24 protein-coding genes are annotated in these 22,985 nt (G+C 73.3%); 8 read left to right on the top strand and 16 right to left on the bottom strand.

Annotated elements, in window-relative coordinates:
* Nucleotide 1: 1 nt before the first annotated feature.
* The 12 genes from AMK19_RS07730 to AMK19_RS07675 all read right to left on the bottom strand — a co-directional run bounded on the left by AMK19_RS07730 (nt 2) and on the right by AMK19_RS07675 (nt 11,475).
* Nucleotides 2-916: an ABC transporter substrate-binding protein gene (locus AMK19_RS07730; RefSeq protein ID WP_083646561.1), complete on the bottom strand. Its 915-nt coding sequence runs from the start codon at nt 914-916 to the stop codon at nt 2-4.
* Nucleotides 913-1,629 (bottom strand): ABC transporter permease, encoded by a 717-nt coding sequence (locus tag AMK19_RS07725; RefSeq protein WP_073809675.1) that lies wholly within the window; start codon nt 1,627-1,629, stop codon nt 913-915. The genes AMK19_RS07730 and AMK19_RS07725 overlap by 4 nt, the downstream gene beginning before the upstream one ends.
* Nucleotides 1,626-2,288: an ABC transporter permease gene (locus tag AMK19_RS07720; protein ID WP_073809160.1), complete on the bottom strand. Its 663-nt coding sequence runs from the start codon at nt 2,286-2,288 to the stop codon at nt 1,626-1,628. Before AMK19_RS07720 ends, AMK19_RS07725 begins: the two co-directional genes overlap by 4 nt.
* On the bottom strand, nt 2,281-3,345 hold the full coding sequence (locus AMK19_RS07715; protein WP_073809158.1) for an ABC transporter ATP-binding protein: 1,065 nt from the start codon (nt 3,343-3,345) through the stop codon (nt 2,281-2,283). Before AMK19_RS07715 ends, AMK19_RS07720 begins: the two co-directional genes overlap by 8 nt.
* A 76-nt stretch (nt 3,346-3,421) precedes the next feature.
* Entirely contained in the window at nt 3,422-3,820 is a 399-nt protein-coding gene (locus tag AMK19_RS07710; protein WP_073809156.1) for a rhodanese-like domain-containing protein, read from the bottom strand.
* Nucleotides 3,814-4,314: a cysteine dioxygenase gene (locus tag AMK19_RS07705; RefSeq protein WP_073809155.1), complete on the bottom strand. Its 501-nt coding sequence runs from the start codon at nt 4,312-4,314 to the stop codon at nt 3,814-3,816. The genes AMK19_RS07710 and AMK19_RS07705 overlap by 7 nt, the downstream gene beginning before the upstream one ends.
* A gap of 402 nt (nt 4,315-4,716) precedes the next feature.
* The gene (locus AMK19_RS07700) at nt 4,717-4,917 is read right to left on the bottom strand and encodes a hypothetical protein (RefSeq protein ID WP_073809153.1); all 201 of its coding nucleotides are present in this window, start codon (nt 4,915-4,917) and stop codon (nt 4,717-4,719) included.
* Nucleotides 4,914-5,297, bottom strand: coding sequence for a hypothetical protein (locus AMK19_RS07695; RefSeq protein ID WP_073809152.1), 384 nt, complete (start codon nt 5,295-5,297; stop codon nt 4,914-4,916). Before AMK19_RS07695 ends, AMK19_RS07700 begins: the two co-directional genes overlap by 4 nt.
* A gap of 95 nt (nt 5,298-5,392) precedes the next feature.
* Nucleotides 5,393-6,835: a sensor histidine kinase gene (locus AMK19_RS07690; RefSeq protein WP_073809150.1), complete on the bottom strand. Its 1,443-nt coding sequence runs from the start codon at nt 6,833-6,835 to the stop codon at nt 5,393-5,395.
* Nucleotides 6,832-7,536, bottom strand: coding sequence for a response regulator transcription factor (locus AMK19_RS07685; protein ID WP_073809148.1), 705 nt, complete (start codon nt 7,534-7,536; stop codon nt 6,832-6,834). The genes AMK19_RS07690 and AMK19_RS07685 overlap by 4 nt, the downstream gene beginning before the upstream one ends.
* Before the next feature lie 119 nt (nt 7,537-7,655).
* Nucleotides 7,656-8,078: a nuclear transport factor 2 family protein gene (locus AMK19_RS07680; RefSeq protein ID WP_073809147.1), complete on the bottom strand. Its 423-nt coding sequence runs from the start codon at nt 8,076-8,078 to the stop codon at nt 7,656-7,658.
* Between the two features lie 100 nt (nt 8,079-8,178).
* Nucleotides 8,179-11,475 (bottom strand): DUF11 domain-containing protein, encoded by a 3,297-nt coding sequence (locus tag AMK19_RS07675; RefSeq protein WP_073809145.1) that lies wholly within the window; start codon nt 11,473-11,475, stop codon nt 8,179-8,181.
* Between the two features lie 149 nt (nt 11,476-11,624).
* Between AMK19_RS07675 and AMK19_RS07670 the strand changes: the two genes are divergently transcribed.
* The 4 genes from AMK19_RS07670 (at nt 11,625) to AMK19_RS07655 (ending at nt 14,141) form a co-directional block, all read left to right on the top strand.
* A complete protein-coding gene (locus tag AMK19_RS07670; RefSeq protein WP_073809144.1) occupies nt 11,625-11,993 on the top strand; it encodes a VOC family protein in 369 nt (122 codons plus the stop codon).
* A 243-nt stretch (nt 11,994-12,236) separates the two neighbouring features.
* Nucleotides 12,237-12,791: an RNA polymerase sigma factor gene (locus AMK19_RS07665; RefSeq protein ID WP_073809142.1), complete on the top strand. Its 555-nt coding sequence runs from the start codon at nt 12,237-12,239 to the stop codon at nt 12,789-12,791.
* The gene (locus AMK19_RS07660) at nt 12,788-13,057 is read left to right on the top strand and encodes a hypothetical protein (protein ID WP_073809141.1); all 270 of its coding nucleotides are present in this window, start codon (nt 12,788-12,790) and stop codon (nt 13,055-13,057) included. The genes AMK19_RS07665 and AMK19_RS07660 overlap by 4 nt, the downstream gene beginning before the upstream one ends.
* A gap of 121 nt (nt 13,058-13,178) precedes the next feature.
* Complete coding sequence (locus AMK19_RS07655) at nt 13,179-14,141, top strand: terpene synthase family protein (protein WP_073809139.1); 963 nt, start codon at nt 13,179-13,181, stop codon at nt 14,139-14,141.
* A gap of 9 nt (nt 14,142-14,150) precedes the next feature.
* Here the strand turns inward: AMK19_RS07655 and AMK19_RS07650 are convergent, their stop codons facing one another.
* Complete coding sequence (locus AMK19_RS07650) at nt 14,151-14,681, bottom strand: NUDIX domain-containing protein (protein WP_073809672.1); 531 nt, start codon at nt 14,679-14,681, stop codon at nt 14,151-14,153.
* Nucleotides 14,682-14,819: 138 nt separating this feature from the next.
* Here AMK19_RS07650 and AMK19_RS07645 point away from each other — a divergent pair, with 138 nt between their 5' ends.
* Entirely contained in the window at nt 14,820-15,086 is a 267-nt protein-coding gene (locus AMK19_RS07645; protein WP_073809137.1) for a GlsB/YeaQ/YmgE family stress response membrane protein, read from the top strand.
* Nucleotides 15,087-15,180: 94 nt separating this feature from the next.
* Here the strand turns inward: AMK19_RS07645 and AMK19_RS07640 are convergent, their stop codons facing one another.
* A complete protein-coding gene (locus tag AMK19_RS07640; protein WP_073809134.1) occupies nt 15,181-16,080 on the bottom strand; it encodes an ADP-ribosylglycohydrolase family protein in 900 nt (299 codons plus the stop codon).
* Between the two features lie 533 nt (nt 16,081-16,613).
* Between AMK19_RS07640 and AMK19_RS07635 the strand changes: the two genes are divergently transcribed.
* Nucleotides 16,614-17,864, top strand: a complete 1,251-nt coding sequence (locus AMK19_RS07635; RefSeq protein WP_083646560.1) for a M20 family metallopeptidase — start codon at nt 16,614-16,616, stop codon at nt 17,862-17,864.
* 159 nt (nt 17,865-18,023) lie between these two features.
* Here the strand turns inward: AMK19_RS07635 and AMK19_RS07630 are convergent, their stop codons facing one another.
* Together AMK19_RS07630 and AMK19_RS07625 are read right to left on the bottom strand one after the other, a co-directional pair.
* On the bottom strand, nt 18,024-19,412 hold the full coding sequence (locus AMK19_RS07630; protein WP_073809132.1) for a M1 family metallopeptidase: 1,389 nt from the start codon (nt 19,410-19,412) through the stop codon (nt 18,024-18,026).
* Nucleotides 19,413-19,437: 25 nt separating this feature from the next.
* On the bottom strand, nt 19,438-20,325 hold the full coding sequence (locus tag AMK19_RS07625; RefSeq protein WP_241844289.1) for a M20/M25/M40 family metallo-hydrolase: 888 nt from the start codon (nt 20,323-20,325) through the stop codon (nt 19,438-19,440).
* Nucleotides 20,326-20,486: 161 nt separating this feature from the next.
* Here AMK19_RS07625 and AMK19_RS07620 point away from each other — a divergent pair, with 161 nt between their 5' ends.
* Nucleotides 20,487-21,197: a response regulator transcription factor gene (locus AMK19_RS07620; protein WP_073809126.1), complete on the top strand. Its 711-nt coding sequence runs from the start codon at nt 20,487-20,489 to the stop codon at nt 21,195-21,197.
* A complete protein-coding gene (locus AMK19_RS07615) occupies nt 21,187-22,971 on the top strand; it encodes a sensor histidine kinase (protein WP_073809125.1) in 1,785 nt (594 codons plus the stop codon). The genes AMK19_RS07620 and AMK19_RS07615 overlap by 11 nt, the downstream gene beginning before the upstream one ends.
* Nucleotides 22,972-22,985 lie beyond the last annotated feature (14 nt).

Genomic DNA, 22,985 nt, shown 5'->3' with positions numbered 1-22,985 from the left:
GTCAGTTCAGGCCGTTGCTCTTCAGCCAGTCCTTGGCGACCGCCGACGGGTCCTCCTTGTCCACCGCGACGCGCTTCATCAGCGCCGTCAGCCCGGCGGTGTCCAGCTTCGCCGAGACCGCGTTCAGCGCGGCCGCCCCGGTGGCGTCCAGGCCCGCCCTGTTGACCAGCGGGGTGACGTTCTGCGAGCTGAACAGGTTCTTCGGGTCGCTCAGCGACACCAGCTTCAGCTGGACGATCTTCGGGTCGGTGGTGAACACGTTGCCGACCTGGACAGTGCCGTCCTTGAGGGCGTTGGCGGTGGTGTCGGCGGTCGGCTTCCACTCCTTGAAGGTGAGGCCGTACACGTCCTTGAACTGCTGCTCGCGCCGCGACTTGAACTCCGGCGGGCCGCCGACCACCAGGTCCTGCGCCTTGCCCGCGAGGTCGCCGATCGACTTCAGGCCCAGCCGGTCGGCGGTGTCCTGGGTGACCGTCAGCGAGTCCTTGTCCTCGGCCGGCGCGGAGTCGAGGATTCCCAGCGCGGCGGGCAGCTTCGCGGTCAGTTCGGTGTTCACCGCGTCCTTGCCGGTGGCCGTCGACTTGGCGTCCAGGTAGCCCAGCAGCGCGCCGTTGTACTCCGGCAGGACCGTCAGCGCGCCGGACTGGAGCTGCCCGTACAGCACCTCCCGGCTGCCGATGTTGAACTTCTCCTCCACCTTCACGCCCTTGGCCTGCAGCGCCTGCGAGTAGATCGACGCCAGCAGCACGTTCTCCGGGAAGTTCGCCGAGCCGACCACCACGGTCTTCCCCGAACCCCCTTGCGCGGCGGGTGACTTCGCGGCCAGTGGGTCGCCTCCGCCGGAGGAGGAGCAGGCCGCCGCGCCGAGCATCAGCACGGCGGCGGCGACGGCGGTTCGGACCGGACGGGTCGTCATATCGATTCCTTCGACAGCGCGGGCGAAGAGCCCGCTGGTTCATCAACACGGACGGTGCGCGCGCCGCGTGGGGTCGCGTACCGGATGAGCAGGGCGAACAGCAGTTGGACGGCGACGGCCAGCAGCACCACCAGCAGCGCCCCGCCGACGGTGGTCGGGAAGTCGCGGGTGGCGAGGCCGTCGATCACGTAGCGGCCGAGCCCGCCGAGGCCGACGTAGGCGGCGACGGTGGCGGTGGCGATCACCTGGACGGCGGCGGTGCGGGCCCCCGCGAGCAGCGTCGGCAGCGCGGCCGGCAGGCAGACCTGGAACAGCGTCTGCGGATGCGTCAGACCGATGCCGCGGGCCGCGTCCCGGACGTCCGGATCGGTGCCGCGGATGCCCTCGGCGGTCGCCACCAGCAGCGGCGGCGCGGCGAGCGCCGTCAGCGGCAGCAGCACCGCGGTGTCGCCGACGCCCGCGAGCAGCACCGCCAGCGTGACCAGGCCCAGCGTGGGCAGCGCCCGGGCGATGCCGGTCAGCGCCGTCACCAGGAACAGGCCGCGCCCGGTGTAGCCGATCAGCAGGCCCAGCGGCACCGCCAGCAGCGTCGCCAGGGCCAGCGCCTCGGCGGAGAACACCAGGTGCTCCAGGACCCGGTGGAGGACCGAGTCCGGCCCGGAGCGGTGCGCCGGGGCGGCGAAGAAGTCGTTCAGCCAGGTCAGCCAGTTCACCGCGCCACCCCCGCCGCCCACGGCGCGAGCAGCCGGCGGGCCGCGACCAGCACCAGGTCGCAGACCAGCGCCAGCAGCGCCACCAGCACGATCCCGGCCAGGATCGGCGTCGGGAACGTCCGCTGGAAGCCGTCCACGAACAGGTAGCCGAGACCGCCCCGGCCGATCAGCGCGCCGATCGCCGCCAGCGAGATCGAGGACACCGCGGCGACCCGCAGGCCCGCTATCAAGTACGGTACGGCGGACGGGAGTTCGACCGCCGCCAGCCGGTGCCACGGACCGTAGCCCATCGCGGTCGCGGCCTGCCGCACCGGCTCGGGCACCGCCCGCAGCCCGTCCACCGTGGTCGGCAGCAGCACCGCCAGCGCGTAGAACGTCAGCGGCACCATCACGGTCTCCCGGGTGGCCAGGCCGGTGTACGGGATCAGCACCACGAACACCGCCAGCGACGGCAGCGCGTACACCACGTTGAACACCGCCGCCAGCGGCTGGTACAGCCGCGGCCAGCGGGTACAGGCCAGGCCCAGCGGCAGCGCCAGCAGCAGGCCGATCAGCACCGGGACCAGCGCGATCACCGCGTGGTCGCCGGTCAGGCCGGCCAGATAGCCGAGGTGGTCGCCGAGCCAGCGCCAGCGGACCAGCGGCTCGCCGTCAAGCATGGTTCACCTGCGCCCCCGCCCCCGCCTGGGGCGACGGCGCGGCGGACTCGGCCAGCGCGGCCACCACGGCGGCCCGGCTCGCGGCGCCGACCGCCCGGCCGTCGGCGTCCACCGCCACGGCGTGCCCGGACGGGGCCAGCACCGCCGCGTCCAACGCCGACCGCAGGGTGTCCCGCGCCGGGTCGAACACCGGCACCGGGTGGGAGCGGCCCCCGTGCACCCAGTGCACCGGGCGGCCCTCCGGGTCCAGCGTCAACTGCCATCCGTCGTAAGCCGGTTCGAGCTTGGCGAGCGGAACCTCGGCGGCCGGGCGCAGACCCAGGCCGCGCAGGCCCCGGTCACGGCCCAGGAAGGCGGCCACCCCGGCATCCGCCGGAGCGGTCAACAGGGTGTGCGGATCGGCGAGTTGGGCGATCTCGCCGTGCTCGCGCAGCACCACCACCCGGTCGCCGAGCCGCACCGCCTCCTCGATGTCGTGCGTCACGAACAGCACCGTCTTGCCCAACTCGGCCTGCAGGCGAAGCAGTTCCTCCTGCAACCCGGCGCGCACCAGCGGATCGACCGCACTGAACGGCTCGTCCATCAGCAGCACCGGCGGATCCGCCGCCAACGCCCGTGCCACGCCCACCCGTTGCTGCTGACCGCCGGACAGCTGCGCCGGATAGCGGCGCGCCGTCTCCGGCGGCAGACCGACCAGCTCCAGCAGCTCCGCCGCCCGCGCCCGGGCCCGCTTGCGGTCCCAGCCGAGCAGCCGGGGCACCGTCGCCACGTTGTCGATCACCCGGCGGTGCGGGAACAGCCCCGCCTGCTGGATGACGTACCCGATGCCGCGCCGCAGCTGCGCCGCCGGGAGGGTGGCGACGTCCGTCCCGTCCAGCAGGACCCGGCCGCCGGTCGGCACCACCATCCGGTTGACCATCCGCAGGATGGTGGTCTTGCCGCAGCCGGACGGGCCGACCAGGACCGTGGTGCGGCCCGCCGGGACCTCCAGGTCCAGGCCTCGGACGGCAACCGTGCCGTCGGGGTGGCGCTTGGCGGCGCCCTCGAATCTGATCACGGAAGGGTCCTAGCGATGGCCGAGCGGATTATCGAACACTGATCGGAATATGTCTGTCCGGCTTCCCGGGTCGCCGTCACCGCAAACCCTGATCCACCGAACGGGTGGGCAGACCGGCCGCCGCCCAGGCGACGAAGCCGCCGGCCAGGTCGGTCGCCCGGAACAGCCCCAACTCCCGCAGCGAAGCGGCCGCGAGAGACGAGGCGTAGCCCTCCGAGCAGACTACAATCCACGGCACGTCATGTCCGGTCGCCTCGGGAATCCGGTGACTGCCCGTCGGATCGAGCCGCCACTCCAGCACATTGCGTTCGATGATCAGCGCCCCCGGAATCTCACCCTCCCGGGCGCGCTGCGCCGCCGGACGGATGTCCACCAGCCGGGCGCCGGCCGTCACCGCCGCCCACGCCTCCTCGGGCCCCGGCCGCTCCAGCCCCGCCCGGGCCCGCGCCACCAGCTCGTCCACCGTGGTCACCACTGCTCCGGTCCTTCCGTCGCCGTCCGCACCAGGCCGCCCGCCCGCAGCTCGTACCGGGACATCTCGGCCAGCGGCGGCGAGTACGCGTGCAGCGTCACCGCGGGGCCCGGCGAGGTGTTGCGCACATCGTGCAGGTACTGCGGCCCGAACGCCCGCTCGGCGCCCGCCGCCAGCCGGCGCACCGACAGCCCGTGCTCCGGGCCGGCCAGCGCCAGCTCCTCCAGCTCGCCCAGCGCCACTGCGAACGCCCCGCGCGAGCCGCCGTGGTCGTGGAACCCCGTCGACTGCCCCGGCAGCCAACTGATCAGCCACACCTCGTAGTCCTGCGCCAGCTCCAGGCGCTCGTACCAGCGCTCCTCGGCGGACAGCCGGACCCGGTGCAGCCAGCGCTCCGGCCGCTCGGCCAGGTCGCGGACGATCCGGCGCAGCGCGTTCGGCGACAGCGGTGGGCGGGGCGGGGCGTCGAGGACGGGGGCGGCCGGGACGGTGAGCATGGGTCTCCTCCGGGGATGCCGCGACGGCCGGCGCCGGGGGGACGGCGGACGGCGGGCGGCGGGAACGGGACGGCGAGGGTCGCACCGCCGAACGGGCGGATGCGGGGTGCTGCGCGAGGCCGCGACCGGGCCCTGGCTCAACTCACAGGGACGCGTGCGGGGACCGTGCGGGGAAGGTCAACAGGCACACATGTCGCTCGCCTGGCGTCGCAGATCGACGTGCAGGCGGCAGACCAGGAAGGTGCCGGGATTCATGCCGCCGATGCTTCACGACGCGGTGGCGGCGCGTCAAGTTCCGCCACGCTGGTGGTCGAACAGCGGACGATTCCGTCTCGAATGGTGGGAAAGGCGACGGCCCGCGCTCCTGGGGGGAGGGCGCGGGCCGTCGTCGGTTCCCGGTGGTCAGTTGTCCTGGCCGGCGTTGTCGTCGGCCTGGGCGGCGGCGCTCTCCGCCGCGTTCACCTTCTGCTGCATCTGCTGGACCTGCCCGGTGTCCGGGCCGCTCGCGGGCGGGGCATCCGGGCCGCAGGCCGTCAGCAGGGCCGAGGAGGCCAGCGCGAGGGCGGACAGCGCGACGAACGCCGCCGCCGCCCGGCGGGTCACTTGCCGGCCGCCGGGGCGTTCTTCGCGCACCAGCCCGCCACCGACTTCAGGTCCGCCTTGCGGGTGTCCAGCGTCGACCCGAGGGAGCGGCGGACCGTCAGCCGGTCGTTCAGGTACTTCTCGATCTCGCTGTGACCCGCCTTGTGCGCGCTGTCCACCCGCTGCTCCAGCCGGGCGATCGACCCGTTCACGGAGGCGTCCCCGTGCAGCCGGGCGAGCGCCTTGTCGACCCGCTCCTCGGTCTTCGGCAGCCGCTTGCAGATCGCCTTCGCCCCGTCGCCCTTCGGCGCCCCGCCCGCCGCCTGCGCGGGCCCCGCGGCCAGCACCGCACCCGCCAGCGCGAGCACCCCGGCCGCGGCGACCGTCCGGTTGATCCGCATGGCATTCCCCTTCCCACTCCGTTGCGCACGACCGGAGCGCCCGGCCGTGAACGGCACCGTACGGAGGCTTCTTGTGGAAACCCTGTGGGACGGGCTCAGTGCTCCTTCGGCATCAACCAGGCGGTGGGCGACGGGAGTCGAGGGGGCGGGGCGTGGTCGCCCAGCAGCGGGAGGCGGACGTCCAGGCGGCAGCCCGGGGCGTCCGGGCGGGTGGTGGCGGTGGCGGAGCCCCGGTGGAGGGCGGTCTGTTGGGCGACCAGGGTGAGGCCGAGGCCGGAGCCCGGGCTGTCCGGGCGGCGGTGGAAGCGGTGGAAGACGGCGGCGCGCTCGGCGGGCGGGATGCCCGGGCCGCGGTCGTCGACGGTGAGGTGTGCGGTGCCGCCGTCGACCCGCAGCCGGACGTCCACCTCGGCGGGACGGCCGGCGCCGCCGCCGTGCACGGCCGCGTTGCCCAGCAGGTTGTCGAGCAGGATGCGCAGGCCCGCGTCCCAGCCGAACACCCGCGCCTCGGGAGGGAGTTCGGTGCGGAATACGGCCTGCGGGTGGCGGCGGGCGGCCTCCGCGACGGCGGCGTCGACCAGCTCCGCGAAGTCCACCGGGCCGAACGCCGACACCTCCACCAGATCGCCCCGGGCCAGCATCGACAGCGCGCCCAACAGGTCCGCCGTGCGGGCGTGGTCCTGCTGCAACTCGGCCAGGATCTCGGCGCGTTCGGCCGCCGGCAGGTCGGGGTGCGCGGACAGCACGTCCAGGTTGGTGCGCAGGCTCATCAGCGGGGTGCGCAGCTCGTGCGAGGCAGCCGAGGAGAACGAGCGCGCCGTGTCCAGGGCCTGCGCGGTGCGGGCCGCCTGCTCGTCGTACCGGGACAGCAACAGTGCGATCGCGCCGGAGAGTTCGTCCACCTCGGCGGTGCCCGTCCGGGTGTGCGCGAACACCGCGTGACCCGTCCGCGGGTCCAGCACGGCCGCCCGGCGGCCCAGGCGGCGCAGCGGCAGGGTGGCGCGCTCGGCCAGGGCGAAGGCGATCAGCCCCGAGAGGGGCGCGGCCGGCAGCGCCACCAGCAGCACCCGCCGCCGCACCGCCCGCAGTTCGGCCGCGGGCTCCCCGGCGGGGGAGAGCACCCAGAGCGTGCCGGTGGTGGCGCCGCTGTTCAGCTTCACGGCCAGGACGCGCCAGGCCTGCCCGTTCTGCCGGATCGTCATCGTGCCGGTGGCAGGCAGGAGTTGGGGGTCGTCGGGCTGCGAACCGGCGGCGAGCAGGAGGGTGCCGTCGGCGGACGTGACGCGGACGCCCGCGTCGAGTGCGGCGTCGAGGACCTTGCGCTGCTGGTTCTGCTCGGCCTTCGGGCGGCCCTTGGTGTCGGCAGTCAGCAGGGCGCGGGCGCTCGGGAGCAGCGCGGCGGCGCGGTCGTTGAGCCGACTGTCCTGGCGGCGGTGCAGGTCGGCGTCGACCAGCGGCAGGAGGAGCGCCGCGGCGGCGGCGACCAGCAGCGGGACCAGCAGGGCGGCGCCCACGGCGATCCGGGTGGAGAGCTTCACCGGCCCTCGCCCCCGGGGGAGTCGGGGACGCGCAGGACGAAGCCCACGCCGCGGACGGTGTGGATGAGGCGGGGGCGCTGTCCGGACGCCTCCAGTTTGCGGCGCAGGTAGGAGACGAAGGTGTCGACGGCGTCGCTGCGGACGTCGAAGTCGTAGCCCCAGACCCGGTCCAGCAGCAGTTCGCGGGAGAGGACGATGCCCGGGTTGCGGGCGAACTGGGTGAGCAGCTCGAACTCGCGGCGGGTGAGCCGGAGTTCCTCGTCCGCCCAGAACGCCTGATGGGTGTCCGGGTCGATCCGCAGCGGGCCCACCCGGAGCCGGTCGGAGAGCGCGGGCGGGCGGCGGCGCAGCAGGGCGTGCAGGCGGAGGACCAGTTCCTCCAGGGCGAACGGCTTCACCAGGTAGTCGTCCGCTCCGGCCTGCAACCCGGCGACCCGGTCGGCGAGTTCGTCCAGCGCGGACAGCATCAGGACCGGCGTCTCGTCGCCCTGTGCCCGCAGCGTCCGACAGACCTCCGTCCCCGCGAGACCCGGCAGCCCGACGTCGAGGACGACGACATCCGGCGCCGCCTCCGCGAGTTGCGCGAGCGCACCGGGCCCGTCCGCCGCCAGCACCACGGCGAACCCGCTCAGCCGCAGCCCCCGCTCCAGACTCCGCCGGATCGCCGCATCGTCGTCCACCACCAACACCCGACCCACCACCCGCCCACCTCCGGTCCGCCCGCACCCTGCAAGGGCACCGACTTTCGCACAGTGAGACGAGGGGGAGACGGGAGGGGCGGTGGACGGGCTTGCGGGGGTGTGTGGGTCGGTGGGGGGGGTCAGGCCTGGTCGTGCCAGGAGAAGGCGGCTATCCGCCAGCCGTCGGGGGTCCGGGCGAACTGGAAGGTCTTGGTGCCGACGCCCTCGTAGGGTTCGCCGTTGAGGAGGCCTGCCTTGCCGAAGCGGCCGATGCGGCAGGCGACGGTGTCCATGACGTCGGTGTGCTCGCTGATCTCCCACTCGTGGAATTCGGTCAACCGGCCGTCGGAGAGCAGGAGTTCGCGCGGGGCGATGAACTCCTCGACGGTGTAGGTGCCGTAGTTGGGCGTGGTGACCACGATGACCGCCTCGGGGAGCATCAGGCGGCGCAGGCGGGCGACGTCGGCCTTGCGGCCGTCGCGGTTGTCGAAGGCGTCGAAGAACTCGGCGGTGAGGCGGTCGAGTTCGGCCTTGACCTCGGGAAGCGGGAGCGGAAGCGACATGATCGGAACAGTACTGCCCACGGACGGTCGGTGGGCAGAGAAATACGGACGGGCCCGCCAGAAGTGACGGGCCCGTCCGGGCGATCGGTCGGGCGTCAGGTCAGTGGCGCTGACCCTTGCGGCGCCACCAGATCAGTCCGCCGCCGAGCAGCACCAGCGATCCCGCTGCGGCCGCGGCCGGAAGGGCCAGGTCGGAGCCGGTCTCGGGCAGCCGCCCGTGGTCGTGCTCTTGCTCGGGCTTGGCGGGCTTGGTGGGCTTGGGAGTCGGGCTCGGGCCGGGGGACGGCTGGTTGACGGTCGTCTCCGTGGCGCAGGTGCTCGCGCAGGTTCCGGGCTCGCCCGGGGTCGCGGTGTTGTGCAGCTTGCCGTTGCCCTGGACGGGGTTGTTGACCGTGAAGCTGTAGGTGACGGTCGTGCCGGCCCCGGCGGCCAGCGGGCCCGACCAGGTCAGGGTGTTGCCGGTGACGGTCGCGCCGTTGGTGGCGTCGTTGTTGTACGTCGCGTCGTCCAGCACGTCCGTGAGGTCGTCCGTGAACGAGGCCGGGTTGGCGGCGCCGATGTCGGCCGTGCCGGTGTTGGTGACGGTGACCGTGTACGTGACCTTGTCGCCGGGGGCGGCCGTTGCGGAGGACACCGTCTTGGCGATGGTGAAGCTCTGCAGGTTCGTGGTCGTGGTGCAGTCCGCGGTGCTGGTGCAGGTGCCGTGCCGGCCGGGGGTGGCGAGGTTGGTCAGCTTGCGGTTGCCGGTGTCCGGGTTGTTGACGGCGAAGCTGTAGGTCACCGTCGTGGTGGCCCCGGCCGCGAGCGGGCCGGACCAGCTGAGGGTGTTGCCGGTGACGGTGGCGCCGTTGGTGGCGTCGTTGTTGTACGTCGCGTCGTCCAGCACGTCCGTGAGGTCGTCGGTGAACGAGGCGGGGTCGGCGGCGGTGAAGTCCACCGTGCCGTTGTTGGTGACGGTGACCGTGTAGGTGACCTTGTCGCCGGGGGCGGCCGTTGCGGAGGACACCGTCTTGGCGATGGTGAAGCCCTGGACGGTGGTGGTGGTGGTGCAGTCGGCTGCGGTGGTGCAGGTGCCGTGCTCGCCGGGGGTGGCGAGGTTCTGCAGCCGGTGGTTGCCGGTGTCGGGGTCGTTGACCGTCACGCTGTAGGTGATGGTCGTGGTGGCCCCGGCTGCGAGCGGGCCGGACCAGGTCAGGGTGTTGCCGGTGACGGTCGCGCCGTTGGTGGCGTCGTTGTTGTACGTCGCGTCGTCGAGGACGTCCGTGAGGTTGTCCGTGAAGGAGGCCGGGTCGGCGGCGGTGAAGTCCGCGTCGCCGGTGTTGGTGACGGTGACCGTGTAGGTGACGGTGTCACCGGGCGCCGCCGAGCTCGCGGAGGCCTGCTTGGCGACCGTGAACGACCGGGTGAGCGGCTGTACGGGCGTGCTGGTGGTGCAGTCGGCCGCCGAGGTGCAGTGGCCGTACCGGCCGGGCGTGGCGAGGTTGGTCAGCGTCGCGTTCGGCCGGACGTTCGGGTTCGCGGTGACCGAGTAGGTGAGGTCGAGGGTGTCGCCGACGGGCAGGCTGACGTCCCAGGCCAGTGTGTTGCCGGTCAGGGTGCCGCCGTTGCTGGCGTCGTTGTTGTACGCGGCGTTGTCGAGGACGTTGGTCAGGTCGTCGGTGACGTGCGCGGGCGGGGCCGAGTCGGGGCCGTTGCCGAACGGGACGGCGCCGGTGTTGGTGACGGTCAGCGTGTAGGTGACGACGCCGCCGGCGGAGACCGAGGTGGGCGTGGCGCTCTTGCTCAGCGAGAACTCGGCGACGGGCGTGTCCTGCGTGCAGGTCTCGGCGCAGCTGCCGGTGCCGCCGGGGACGGCCGCGTTGCGCAGCACGTGGTTGCCGGTGCCGGGGTTGTTGACCACCACGGCGTAGGTGACGGTGTGGGTCGCGCCGACGGCCAGCGGGCCGGACCAGGTGACGCTGCCGTTGACGGACTGGGCGCCGCCGGTGAGGGAGGCCGGGTCGAGGGTCGCGTCGTCCAGCACGTCGGCCAGGTTGTCCGTGAAGGACGCCGGATTGGCGGCCGTGTAGTCGACCGCGCCGGTGTTGGTGACGGTGACCGTGTACGTCACCCGGTCGCCGGGGCCGGCGAAGTTCGGGGCCGCGATCGAGGCGGTCTTGCCGATGGTGAACGACGGCACGGGCGTGCCGGCCGGGCAGGCGGTCGAGGTCGCGGTGTTGTTGGTGAGGTCCGGGTCCTGCTCGTTGCCGATGACGGTCGTGGAGTTGGTGATCCCGTCGGTCGTGCAGTCGGTGCCGGCCACGGCGGGCGCGGTGCCCGTGACCGTGATGTCGGCGCTGTTCCCGGCGCCCAGGGCGGCCCCGGCGCACTGCAGGACGTGGTGGCCGTCGTCGTCGACGGTGATCTCACAACCCGCGGTGCTGGTGGTCGGGTTGAGCACGGTGTCCGGGAGGACGTCGTTGACGACGTAGCCGGAGGAATCGCCGGGCCCGTTGTTGGTGACGGTGAGGGTGTAGCTGATCGTCTGGTGGGGGGTCCACTCGGCGGGCCCGGACTTGGCGATCGCCAGGTCGACGGGCTGGCCGGGGTAGGACGCGCCGTCGTTCTGGCTGTTGGAGGGGCCGCGGGTGGAGGAGATCAGGATCGCGGACGGGTTGGCCGAGGTGGGGTTCACCAGCTGGAGCTGGTAGACCGTGCCGGTGACGTTGTTCGAGATGCCGATGTTCCCGTTGCCGTACACCCACTGGGCGCCGTACGGGTTGGCGGGCAGCTTGGGCGAGGCGAACGAGATGACGTTGCCGTTGGTCGGGTCGATCCGGTAGATCCGGCCGCCCTCGCCGTACACGCCCCAGAGGTAGCCCTGCGCCCAGACGAAGTCCGAGAGGTTCGGCACGCTGGAGGAGAGCGCGATGTGGGTTGTGGTGCGGGAGACCACGTTGACCGCGTACAGGTCGCTGTTGGCGGTCGCCAGGCGGACGTACAGCAGGTCCCCGGTGGGGCCCTGGCCGAAGGTGCCCTGGTTGTAGTTGGCCGAGCTGGACGGCAGGCCGACCTGGCCGTAGTTGACGCCGACGCCGCCCTGGCCGATCCGGACCAGCCCGCCGTTGTCGTTGATCGCGTACAGGTACTGGTCGCCCAGGTGGAAGCCCATCGCGTTGTAGCCGAACGCGGCGGTGCCCTGCTTCACGAAGGTGATCTGGCCCGGGCCCTGCACCGCCTCGTACAGCGTGGTGGGTTCACCGCGGGCGGGGCCCTGGGCGACGAAGACCAGGCCGGGACCGACCGGGAACGGGTCTCCCGCTGCCGCATTGGCCACCTGGGGCGGCCCCAGTAGCGGGAGTGAGGCGGCTCCCAGCCCGCCCGCGACGATCAGTCCGACCCACCATCGACGCGCCATTGCGGCCGCCCTCCATTCACTGTCCGGGAATAAATGGATCGTAAAATGACGAAACATCAGAGAAGTGGTCAAAGCGGGCCGAACGAGGGCGTGGCGGCGGTGTGAAATCTCATTGCGGGGCCGAATGGGTGCAGGCGACAATCCGCGCCATGAGCTCTGTGATTCGCCACGTGACCATCGACTGCCTCGACGCCTACACCCTCGGATCGTTCTGGGCGCAGGCGTTGGGCCAGCCCCTGCACCCCGACGACCTCCCCGGAGACCCGGAGGCCCTGATCGAGGGTGCCGGACTGCTGTTCGTGACCGTTCCCGAGCCCAAGGCCGGCAAGAACCGCCTGCACTTCGACCTCCAGCCGCAGGACCGCACCCGGGACGAGGAGGTCACCCGGCTGCTCGGCCTCGGCGCCGTCCTGGTCGACGACCGGCGGAACGAGGACGGCACCGGCTGGGCCGTGCTGGCCGACCTGGAGGGCAACGAGTTCTGCGTGGAGCGCAGCAAGGCCGAGCGCGCGGCCTGAGACCCGGCCGGCCCGGACCGGAACAATGACCGGGACATTGGCCGGCGCATTCGCCGGAACATTGCTCCGGCCCGGGCCGAATCCTTTTCGGGGGTTCTCCTCTCTTACGGGCACATGGACCGGCGGACCGCCGCCGGACGCGACAGCTCGGAGGAAATCCCATGGTGGTGGCCATCGCCGTCGGGGCCGGCGCAGTGCTGATCTGCACCTGCGTGCTCGTGCTCAAGTCGAAGCGGGGCAGGCGTGGTTGAGACGGACTGGCCCAGCGCGGCGGTCATCGACGCCGCACGGTGCGGCGACCCCGACTCGTTGGACGCGCTGGTGGCGGGCGCCCACCCGCGGGTGCGCCGGTTCGCCCATTCGTTGTGCGCCAGCCCCGAGGATGCGGAGGACGCCGCGCAGGAGGCGCTGATCATCCTCTACCGGCGGATCGGCATGCTGCGGGCCACCGGGGCGCTCGCGTCCTGGCTGTTCCGGATCGTCCGCCGCGAGTGCCTGCGGCGGATCCGCGTGCTGCCCGCCGCGGCCGAGCTGCCGGCCGGGCCGGTGGACTCCGCCGAGCAGGAGGCGCTGCGACGGCTGGACACCGCGCGGGTCGGCGCGGCGATCGCCGCACTGCCCGACGACCAGCGGCGGGTGCTGATCATGCGTGACCTCCAGGGCTGGACCGGGCCGGCGGTCGCGGAGGCGCTCGGGCTGAGCACCGCCGCGATGAAGTCCCGGCTGCACCGCGCCCGGGCCGCGGTCCGAGCCTCCGTCCGGGCCGAACTCGGGCCTGTCCGGTCGGGCCCCCGATGAGCGGGCGGAACGACTTCGCCAGTTCCTCGCTGACGCGGCATCTGGTGCGCGGCGGGATCGGCTTCGGGGGGATCGCCGCCGCGTTCGCGCTGATGCCGCTGACCGGACCGCTCTCGCTGGTGCTGGCGCCGCTCGGCCTGGTCGCACTGCGCGGCTGCCCGATGTGCTGGGCGATCGGGCTGGCGCAGACGCTTTCCCGGGGGAAGCTGCGACGCGAGTGCCACGACGGGCAGTGCACCCTCGGGCAGGCACGACCGGGCCCATGATCGGACGATCGGGGCGGATCGGCCGGGCGGGGGAACGGCCGCCGGTTCTGCGCCGTCCGCCGGGGGCGGTCGACCAGACTTCGTCACGTCGATCGCCCCCGAACGGCGGAGGAGCCAGCCCATGACGAGTCCAGCCACCACGACCGGGCCGCTCGCCGAACTGCTCGCCCGGACGCCCGCGTTGGCGCCGCATCCGCACGGCGAGGCGCTGCGCTCCGAGATCACGCACTGGCTCGCCGGCACCGGCCTCGCCACCCCCGCCGACGGCAGCCTGGACCTCGCCGCGCGCTGCTGGGGCGACGTCCCGGCCGGGCCCGGGCTGCGGGCCGCCACCAAGTGGCTGGTGCTGACCCGGATCCTCGACTCGCACCTCGCCGACGGATGGGCCGGCGAGCAGAGCGGCATCGCACGGCGGACGGTCGGCGCGCTCCAGGCCCTGCTGGGCGGCGGTCAGGTGCCGGGGACGCGGACCTGCACGGACACGGACACGGACACGGACGGCGTGGCCGCGGGGCTGGTGCGGGCGTTCGAGTGGCTGTGGCGGGAGAGCACGACACTGGCCGGGCCGGACTGGCAGGCCCGCTGCGCCGCGGACTTCCGTTCCCACCTGGAGAGTTCACTGGCCCGCCGGGAATCCGGCGTGACGTTGACCGTTCCGCAGTACCTGACGCACGGCGGTCGCACCGGGGCGGCCGGGTGGGTGGAACTCGCCCACGGCCTCGACCTGCCCGACCACCTGCACCGCCACCCCCAGCTCACCGACCTGCGGACCCGCTTCCAGCACCTCGTCCGCTGGATCGACGACCTCGGCTCCGGCCGGCACCTGCTGCGCGCCCTGGAAGTCCACCGCGGCCTCCCGCCCCACGCCGCCGCCGCCACGGTCGCCGCCCTGTGCGCCGCCGAACTCACCACCCTCGAATTCCTCGCCGACGGCATCGCCCGCGGCTCCCACTGGCCCACCCAAGTGCGCCGCCACGCCGAGTCGTCGGTGCGCTACGTGCATGCGCTGATCCACTGGACGGCGGGCGCGACGGGCCACCGTCCGGCGCCGGTCGCGACGATCGGCACGCCGGGACCGAAGTGACCTCGGTGGTCAGGGAGTTGCGTCGAGCAGCAGGGCGAGGACGCCGACCAGGGTGGCGCTGCTGACGATCTCGCGGCGGGCGATCATCCCGCGCAGGTCGGCGAGCGGCACCCACGCGATCCGGTCGGACTCGTTCTGCTCGGTCGGCGGGCCGGTGAGCTCCACCGGGTCGGCGCGGAACACGAAGTGCTCGGAGTCGGTGATGCCCGCCGCCGGTTGCGCGTAGATCAGCGGGCGGACGCCCGACACCCGCCAGCCGGTCTCCTCCAGCGCCTCCCGGGCCGCGGCCGCCGCCGGGTCCTCACCGGCCTCGACCAGGCCCATCGGCAGCTCCCACGCCCAGGTGTCGGTGATGAACCGGTGCCGCCACAGCATCAGCACCTCGCTGCGGTCGTTCACCACCGCCGCCACCGCGAGGTCGCGCAGCTTCACCAGATGGTGGTCGAAGCGCTTCCCGTCCGGGAGTTCGACGTCCGCGACCCACACGTTCAGCCACGGGTCCTGGTACACCGGGCGCTCCCCGTACACCTTCCACCGCACCGTGCCACCCCTCTCGTCCCGGGGACGGTACCGCAGCAGGCGCACCGACCCGGCCGGAACCGAACGGCTGAGCCATTCGTCCTTGTCGACGAGAAGCACGACGGGATTGGCCCTCGTGGCGCAGGGCAGGAGAACGGCATGGGCATCATCAGTTGGATCATCCTCGGGCTCCTCGCCGGAGCCGTCGCCAAGCTGCTGCTTCCCGGCAAGGACCCGGGCGGCATCGTCATCACCACCCTGATCGGCATCGCCGGCTCCTTCATCGGCGGCTGGCTGTCCTCGAAGATCCTGCACAAGTCGGTGAACGTGCACTTCTTCGACCTGCCGACATGGATCTCCGCGATCGCCGGAGCCCTGGTCCTGCTCATCGTCTACCGGCTGCTGTTCGGCAAGTCCCGCGACTGACGCGCACCGCCAACAGGGAGCCCCGGCCGAGGAGTTCGGCCGGGGCTCGGTCTTTTTCGGAGGTCTTGTGCGGAGTCTTGTGCGGATCGGCGGGTCAGAGGTCCGGCAGCGGCTCCTGCGCGGCGGACCAGGCGGGCGGGACGGCGTCCGTGCCGGAGCGGGCGGCGACCACACCGGCGGCGATCGCGCAGGTGGTGTCCATGTCGCCCCAGCCGGCGACCGTCCCCCAGAGCGCCTCGACCAGGTCGTCGAGGTGCCCGGCGGCGGACCACAGGGCGAACGGGACGGTGTCCTGCGCCGAGACCAGGTGGCCCGAGCCGAGCACCACCGCCGCGTGCCGGACGCTGGTTCCCGCCGGCAGACGCGCGGCGATCCGCAGACCCGACCGCACGTCCGTGGCCGGCAGCAGCGACGCCACCTCGTGCAGGAACTCCGCCCGGGGGACGGCCAGTTCGCCGCGCGAGCGGACGGCCAGCGCCGCCGCCAGCGCGACCGCCTGCGCCCCCGCCACGGCCTCCGGGTGCGCGTGGGTGGCCCGGGCGGAACGCTCGGCCTGCTCGGCGACGACCGCGAGATCGTCCGCGAACCACGCGCCGAGGGGCGCGACCCGCATCGCCGCGCCGTTGCCGTGCGAGCCCTGACCGCCGAACAGCGCACCCGTGACGGCGACATGGTCCTCGCCCGCGTGCACCGCGCGCAGCACCTGATGCATCGACGGCCCGTACTTGCGGTGCGGCACCGCCGTGTACTCCGCCGCGAACTCCCGTGCCAGCGCCGCCGATCGGACCTCCCCGTGCGCGCGCAGGTGGCACACCAGGACGAGCGCCATCGCGGTGTCGTCCGTCCAGTGCCACGGCCCCGGGCGCACCAGCCGGGACGCGACCTCCGCCGAGGCCTCGTCCACCGGCGGGTGGAACCAGCGGTCGCCGAAGGCATCCCCCAGGGCCAGGCCGCGCAGGCTGTCGAGGACGGGCGGCGGGACGGTGCGGGACATGGAGACTCCTCGGCGACTCCTCGGCGAACGGACGGACGTCGCCGATTCTGGCCAGCCACGAGGGCGCCCGTCGAACCGATTACGGGCGTCACCCATCGGGCGGGGTTCGCTCGATCGTGGGCGATTCGTGCTGCCGATTCGCCCTCGCGGGTTCAAGGTGAGAGCGGGACGTGCCCGCAATCCGCGTCCCGCTCGGCGCACCGGACCCCGGGCCGCAGCCCCCTCCCGGGCCGATCAGGACGGGTCGGACGGCGAGTTCGCATGCGGAGGCCACCTCGCAGGGAGCTGAACGAATCTTCTAGGCTCGCTTCCCGGTCCCTGCCACGGTCGCCCGTTTGCACCGAGGAGGAGACCGACCGTCCCCGCGAACCCCGGGTCGAGCCGGGGTCCGCGGACCGAAGCGAGGAGGACGCAGTGCTGCCCAGCCCCACATCGCACCGGACACCACAATCGAGCCCCGAACCGCAACAGATCCCCGCCACGCCCGTTCCCGCCATACCTCCCAGTGCCTCGCGCCCCACCGGGGGTGAACGATGAGCGCCCATACCGTGGCCCCCGAGCCGCACCGCGCCACACCCCAGACCGACGACGAACCGCCCACCGCCGCACCGGCGTTGGCCACCGCCGCACTACCGGGCCTGCCCCGCACCCTGACCAGCAGAGCCCGCACCCTCGCGGCCGCCGTCCGCAGACGCTGCGAAGACCTCGCCAGGATCGAAACCCCGTCCGGCGACGCACCCCGGCTGAACACCCTCGCCGAAGAACTCGCCGCCGGCTACACCGCCACCGGCGCCACCGCCGCCCGCGAGGCCTGCGACCACGGCGACCACCTCGTCCTCGACTGGCCCGGCCGGCACGAAGACCTCCCGCACCTGCTGGTCGTCGGCCACCACGACACCGTCTGGCCCGCCGGCACCCTCGCCGACTGGCCCGTCGAGGAACAGGACGGACGCCTCACCGGCCCCGGCGTCCTCGACATGAAGGGCGGACTCGCCCTGCTGGAAGGCGCGTTCGCCCTCCTCGCCGACCTCGGCCAACGCCCGCACCGACCCGTGCGGATGATCGTGGTCTCCGACGAGGAGATCGGCAGCCCCGACGGCCGCCGCCTGTTCGAACAACACCTGCGCGGCGCGGCCGCCGTCCTCGGACTCGAACCCGCCCACCCCGACGGCCGCCTCAAGACCGCCCGCCGAGGCACCGCCCGAGTCCGCCTCAGCGTCACCGGACGCGAGGCGCACGCCGGCAACGACGCCGCCGACGGCATCTCCGCGATCGACGAACTCGTCGACCAACTCATCGCCGTCCGCGGCCTCACCCGGCAGCCCGGCACCGAACTCAACACCGGACGCATCGACGGCGGCACCCGCGCCAACGTCGTCGCCGGCCGCGCCCAGGCCGAGATCGGGCTGCGCTTCGCCACCACCGAAGCCCAGCTGCGCACCCTCGACACGCTCGCCCACCTGACCGCGAACCGGCCCGGCGCGAACGTCCGCACCGAGGTGCTGTCCTCGCGGCCCGCGTGGCCCGAACGGCCCGCGAATCCGCTGCTGCGGCACGTCCGCTCGCTCGCGGCGGCGCTCGGCCAGCACCTCGACGGGGCGCCGGCGGGCGGGGCGGGCGACACCAACCTCGCCGGGGCGCGAGGAGTGCCGACGCTGGACGGGCTGGGCGCGGTGGGTGCTGGGCCGCACGCGCGGCAGGAGCATGTGCGGATCGATCAGCTGGGACCGCGAATTGCCTTGCTGGCGGCTCTGCTTGCGGTGCCGTTGCCTCGCTTGAAGTGAGGGGGCGGGGCTGAGGGCGAACTGCGCGACAAGCGCCGACGGATCCGTAAGGTCGCGAGCACATGCAAGTCATTGCCCGCGTCGCGATCTTGCGGTCGGCGCGTTCCCCCTCGCGCAGTTCCCCGCGCCCCTGGTTGTGCTCTCCCTGGTCGCGCACTCTCAATGGTTGGGAAACAGGTACTGGTCCGCGGGGCGGGTCGTGCTGTGGGCCCAGGCGGTGAAGAAGGGGGTGAGGTCCTGGCCGGAGACCTTTGCGGCCAGGGCCTCGAACTGGGGGAACGACGCGTTGCCGTAGGCGTGTTCGGCGGTCCAGCGGCGGAGGGTGGTGAAGAAGGCGTCGTCGCCGACGGTGCGGCGGAGGGCGTGGAGCATCAGGGCGCCCTTGAAGTAGAGGCCGGAGTCGAGTTCCTTGCCCGCGCCGGGGTCGTAGAGCTTGGTTGACCAGTAGGCGGGGTTGTCCCGGTTGGCGGCGATCTCGGAGGCGTAGAAGCCGGTGTCGAGGTCGGCGCCCTTGTGCTCCTCCCACAGCTGGTTGGCGTACTGGGCGAAGCACTCGGCGAGGCAGCCGTCGCGCCAGTCGGTGAAGGAGACGCTGTCGCCGAACCACTGGTGGGCGTTCTCGTGGACGACCGCCGCGTCGAAGAAGGCACCGCTGTAGGTGGGCCGGCTCTGGGTCTCCAGGGCGATCGGGCCGGGTCCCGGGTCCCGGGGCATGCCGACGATGATCGCGCCGGCCGAGGAGAACGGGTAGGGGCCGAACTTCGAGGCCAGGAAGGTCAGGATCTCCTGCTGTTCGGCCTCCGCCGCCGGGTCGACGGTGGCGTCCGGGCTGTAGGCCGTGATGACCGGTGTGCCGTCGGGGAGTTGGGCGCGGTGGACGGTGAAGCGGTCGATGGCGACGGTGCTGAGGTAGGTCGCCAGCGGGCGGTCCTCGTTCCAGCGGAAGGTGGTGGTGCCGTTGCCCGTGGTGGTCGGGCCGGGCAGGCCGTTGCCGATGGCGGTCCAGCCGTTCGGGACGGTCGCGGTGAGGGAGAAGGTGGCCTTGTCCGACGGGTGGTCGTTGGACGGGTACCAGGAGGTCGCGGAGTGCGGTTCGCCCGCCACGTTCGCGCCGCCGTCGGCCAGGGTGTGCCAGCCCTCGGCGTCGGGCCTCCCCGCGTACCTGACGCGGACGGTGAACTCGGCGCCCCTGGCGACTCGTTGCGCCGGGACGACGTTCAGCTTGTGCGCGCCGGAACGGGAGAACGAGCGGGCCGGCGTGCCGTTGACGGTGACCGAGGCGACCGTGAAGCCCTTCAGGTCCAGGCTGAGGCGGTCGAGGGCCCGGGTGGCGCGGGCGGTGACGGTGGTGTCGCCGTCGAGGTGGTCGGTGCGGGCCGGGTCGTAGGCGATCCGGACGTCGTAATGTCCCACGTCGTAGCCGGAGTTGCCGTCGTCGGGGAAGTACGGGTCGCCGAGGCCGGTGGCCGCCGACGCGGGCAGGGCGGTCAGGGCGACGCCGAGGGCGGTCGCGATCGCGAGGGCGGTGGCGGTGCGTCGTGTGCGCATCAGGGTGTCCCGGGGTGTGAGGCGGTCAGGGGCGGGTGGTGGCGGCGAGTTGCCACACCACGCCGATCAGGGCGTTGGTGCTGGTGGTCTCGGTGGCCGGGTCGACGTTGGCGAGGTTGTCGCAGGCCTCGTGGATGCAGTCCGAAATGCCGGTGCTGAAGCCGGAGGACGGGATGCCCGCCTTGCCGAACGACTCGTTGTCGGAGCCGCCGACGCCGATGTCGAAGGTGGCGAGCCCGCGGGCCGCGAACCAGGAGGCGAAGGCCTGCCCGGCCGCTTCGTCGGCCCCCGGCCCGTCCTGCACCACGAGCCACTGCCGGGTGTTCCGGCTGCCGGTCTGATCGAAGTTGAGGTAGAGGTCGATCGCGCTGCGGTCGGCGGCGGACAGGCCGTCGACGTAGTTCGCGGAGCCGAACAGCCCGCCCTCCTCCGCTCCCCACCAGGCGAACCGCAGGTGCCGGGCGGGCTTCAGCCGGGCCTCGGCGACCTTGAGGGCGGCGGCCAGCACCGAGGCCGAGCCGGAGCCGTTGTCGTTGATGCCCGGGCCCTGCTCGACGCTGTCCAGGTGGGCGCCGGTGAGCAGCACGTGGCGCGGGTCGCCGCCCGGCCAGTCGGCGATCAGGTTGTAGCCGGCCCGGCCGTCGGCCTCGAAGCGGCGGAGCTCGGTGCGGAACCCGGCCCGGTCCAGCGCGTGCCGGACGTACGCCACCGACTCCGTGTACCCCCGGGTGCCGTGCGCGCGGTTGCCGCCGTTGCGGTCGGCGATCTGCTGCAGGGCGCGCAGGTGCGGCATCACGTCCCGCTCCGCGACGCTCGGGGCTGCGTGGCCGGCGGGTGCGGCCATGGCGGGGACGGGGAGGAAGGACAGGGCCAGGGCCGCCCCGAGGGGCAGCAGGCGGAGCGAGGACTTCACACGGAGGCCTTTCGGAGCGGAACCGGGAATCGTCCCGGCGGACTCCGCCACACTGGCCGGTCGGTGTCAGGAAGTTGTCAGGAACCGGTCCGGAAGCGGTGCCCGCGGTCCGGACCGCGACCGACGGACCGTCAAGTGCAGGCCGTTCTACGATCATCGGCATGTGTGCACATGTCGTCGTCGCCGAGGACGACCCCAAACAGGCCGACCTCGTCCGCCGGTACCTGGAACGCGAAGGACACCAGGTCGTCGTCGTCCACGACGGCCGCGCCGCGCTCCGCGAGGCCCGCCTCGGAACGGCCCAACTCCTGGTCCTGGACGTGATGATGCCCGAGCTCGACGGCCTCGACGTCTGCCGGGCACTGCGCGCCGAGTCCGCCCTGCCGGTCCTGATGCTGACCGCCCGCACCGCCGAGGACGACCTGCTGCTCGGCCTCGACCTCGGCGCCGACGACTACCTCACCAAGCCCTACAGCCCCCGCGAACTCGTCGCCCGGGTCCGCGCGCTGCTGCGCCGCGGCTCCGCCGCCGCGATCCGCGAGGCCCCGGCGACCGGGGTGCTGAGCGTCGGGCCGCTGACCGTCGACCCGCTGCGCCACGAAATCACCGCGCACGGACGGCCCGTCGACTGCACCCCCGCCGAGTTCCGGCTGCTGGAGGTGCTGGCCGGCCGGCCCGGCCGGGTCTTCACCCGGGCCCAACTGCTGGAACACCTGAACGGCATCGACCGGTACACCACCGCCCGCACCGTCGACACCCACGTGATGAACCTGCGCCGCAAGATCGAACCGCAGCCACGCCGCCCCACCACCCTGCTGACCGTCTACGGCATCGGCTACAAGATCGCCGAGGTGCCGCGCCTTGCGCCGTGACACCCCGCTGCGCCGCAGCCTGACTGCCCGGCTGCTCGCCCTCTCCGCGCTGGTGTCGCTCTGCTCCATCGCCGCGACGGCCTGGCTGGCCGCCCGCACCACCACCGGCGCGATCCAGCAGGAACAGACCCAGGCCGTCGCGGACCACACCCGGATCTACCGGCAGCTGCTCGGCTACGCCGCCACCCACCCCGACTGGAGCGGCGCGCAGGACACCGTGCGGCAGCTCGCGGCCGCCACCGGGCAGCGCATCGTCCTCGCCACGCCGCGCTTCGAACCGGTCGTCGACTCGGCGGCTGCCGGGCCGCCCGTCCAGGGCCTCGCGGCGGACCGGACGCCGACGGCCATCGTCGACCCGCTCTCCGTCGACCTCGCGATGCTGCCCGACGCGCCCGCCGACCGGATCGACGTCCGGGCGGTGGGGCCGTTCCGGCTGACGGCGGAGGAGCACGAGGCGCTGCGGAACGAGCTGGAGCAGCAGGCCGGCTGCGTGCGCTCGCTGCTCGGCGTCGAGGCGACCGTCGTGGACGACCTCGCCGGGCGGCCGCAGCTGCGCACCGCCGACGGCCGGACCCTCGGCAGGCGCTGCACGACCCCCCTGGTGGTGAGCGCCCCCACCCGCACCGAGGCGGCCGCCCTGGCCGACCTCACCGACCTCGCCAACGCCTGCCTGGCACGCCGGCAGCTCCGGCCCGTCACGCTGTCGCTCGGGCCGGACGGGGCGCCCGACGACTCCGGGCAGGACCGGGCGACGTCCGCGTGCGTCACCAACGCCCGGCGGCAGCAGCTCGTCCAGTACGTGGCGCCGCCCGTGCTGCTGTTCGTCGGCACGCCGACCGCCGCCTCCTCCGGCGGGCCGCCCGTGCTGACAGCCGCCCACCCCGGGCGGGTCACCGAGGTGTCGGCGCTGGTGCTGGCGGTGACGGTGGCCGTCACCGTGGCGGTCGGGCTCCGGCTGTCCAAGCCGCTGCACGCGCTCACCCACGCGGCCCGGCGGATGGCCGACGGGGACCTCACGGCGCGGGTGCGGGTGACCGGGCGGAACGAGATCTCCGGGCTCGCGGCCGCGTTCAACGCGATGGCGGAGCGGCGGGGGCAGCTGGAGGAGCTGCGCAAGGCGATGGTCGGCGACATCGCGCACAAGCTGCGCACCCCGCTCAGCAACATCCGCGGGTGGCTGGAGGCCGTGGAGGACGGGGTGGCGACCGCGGACCGGGCGTTGACGGGTTCGCTGCTGGAGGAGGCGATGCTGCTGCAGCACCTGATCGACGACCTGCGGGACCTGGCGGCGGCCGATGCGGGGGAGCTCGTGCTGTACCGCGAACTCGTGGACGTGGACGAGATGTTGGGGCAGGTCGCGAGCGCGCACGGGGCCCGGGCGGGCGAGGTGGCGCTGACCGTCGAGGCGGAGGCGCCGGAGGTGTTCGCGGATCCGGTGCGGCTGCGGCAGGCGCTGGGGAACCTGGTGTCCAACGCCGTCCGGTACACGCCGGCGGGCGGCAGCGTGGTGCTGCGGGCACGGCGCGGGACGGACGCGGTGCTGATCGAGGTCGCGGACACGGGCAGCGGGATCGCGGCGGAGGACCTGCCGCTGGTGTTCGAACGGTTCTGGCGGGCGGAGAGGTCACGCAGTCGGCGCAGCGGGGGGAGCGGGCTCGGGCTCGCGATCGTGCGCAAGATCGTGGAGCTGCACGGGGGCGAGGTCCGGGTGGCCAGCACGGTGGGGGAGGGATCGGTGTTCACCGTGCGGCTGCCCGCGCCGCCGGTTTCGTGACCGTGCTTGTCACG

Origin of the sequence: Kitasatospora sp. CB01950 (assembly GCF_001905465.1) — a bacterium.
Classification (GTDB): Bacteria; Actinomycetota; Actinomycetes; order Streptomycetales; family Streptomycetaceae; genus Kitasatospora.
Note: the sequence above shows the minus strand (reverse complement) of the source record. Positions and strands in the feature narration are given on the sequence as shown.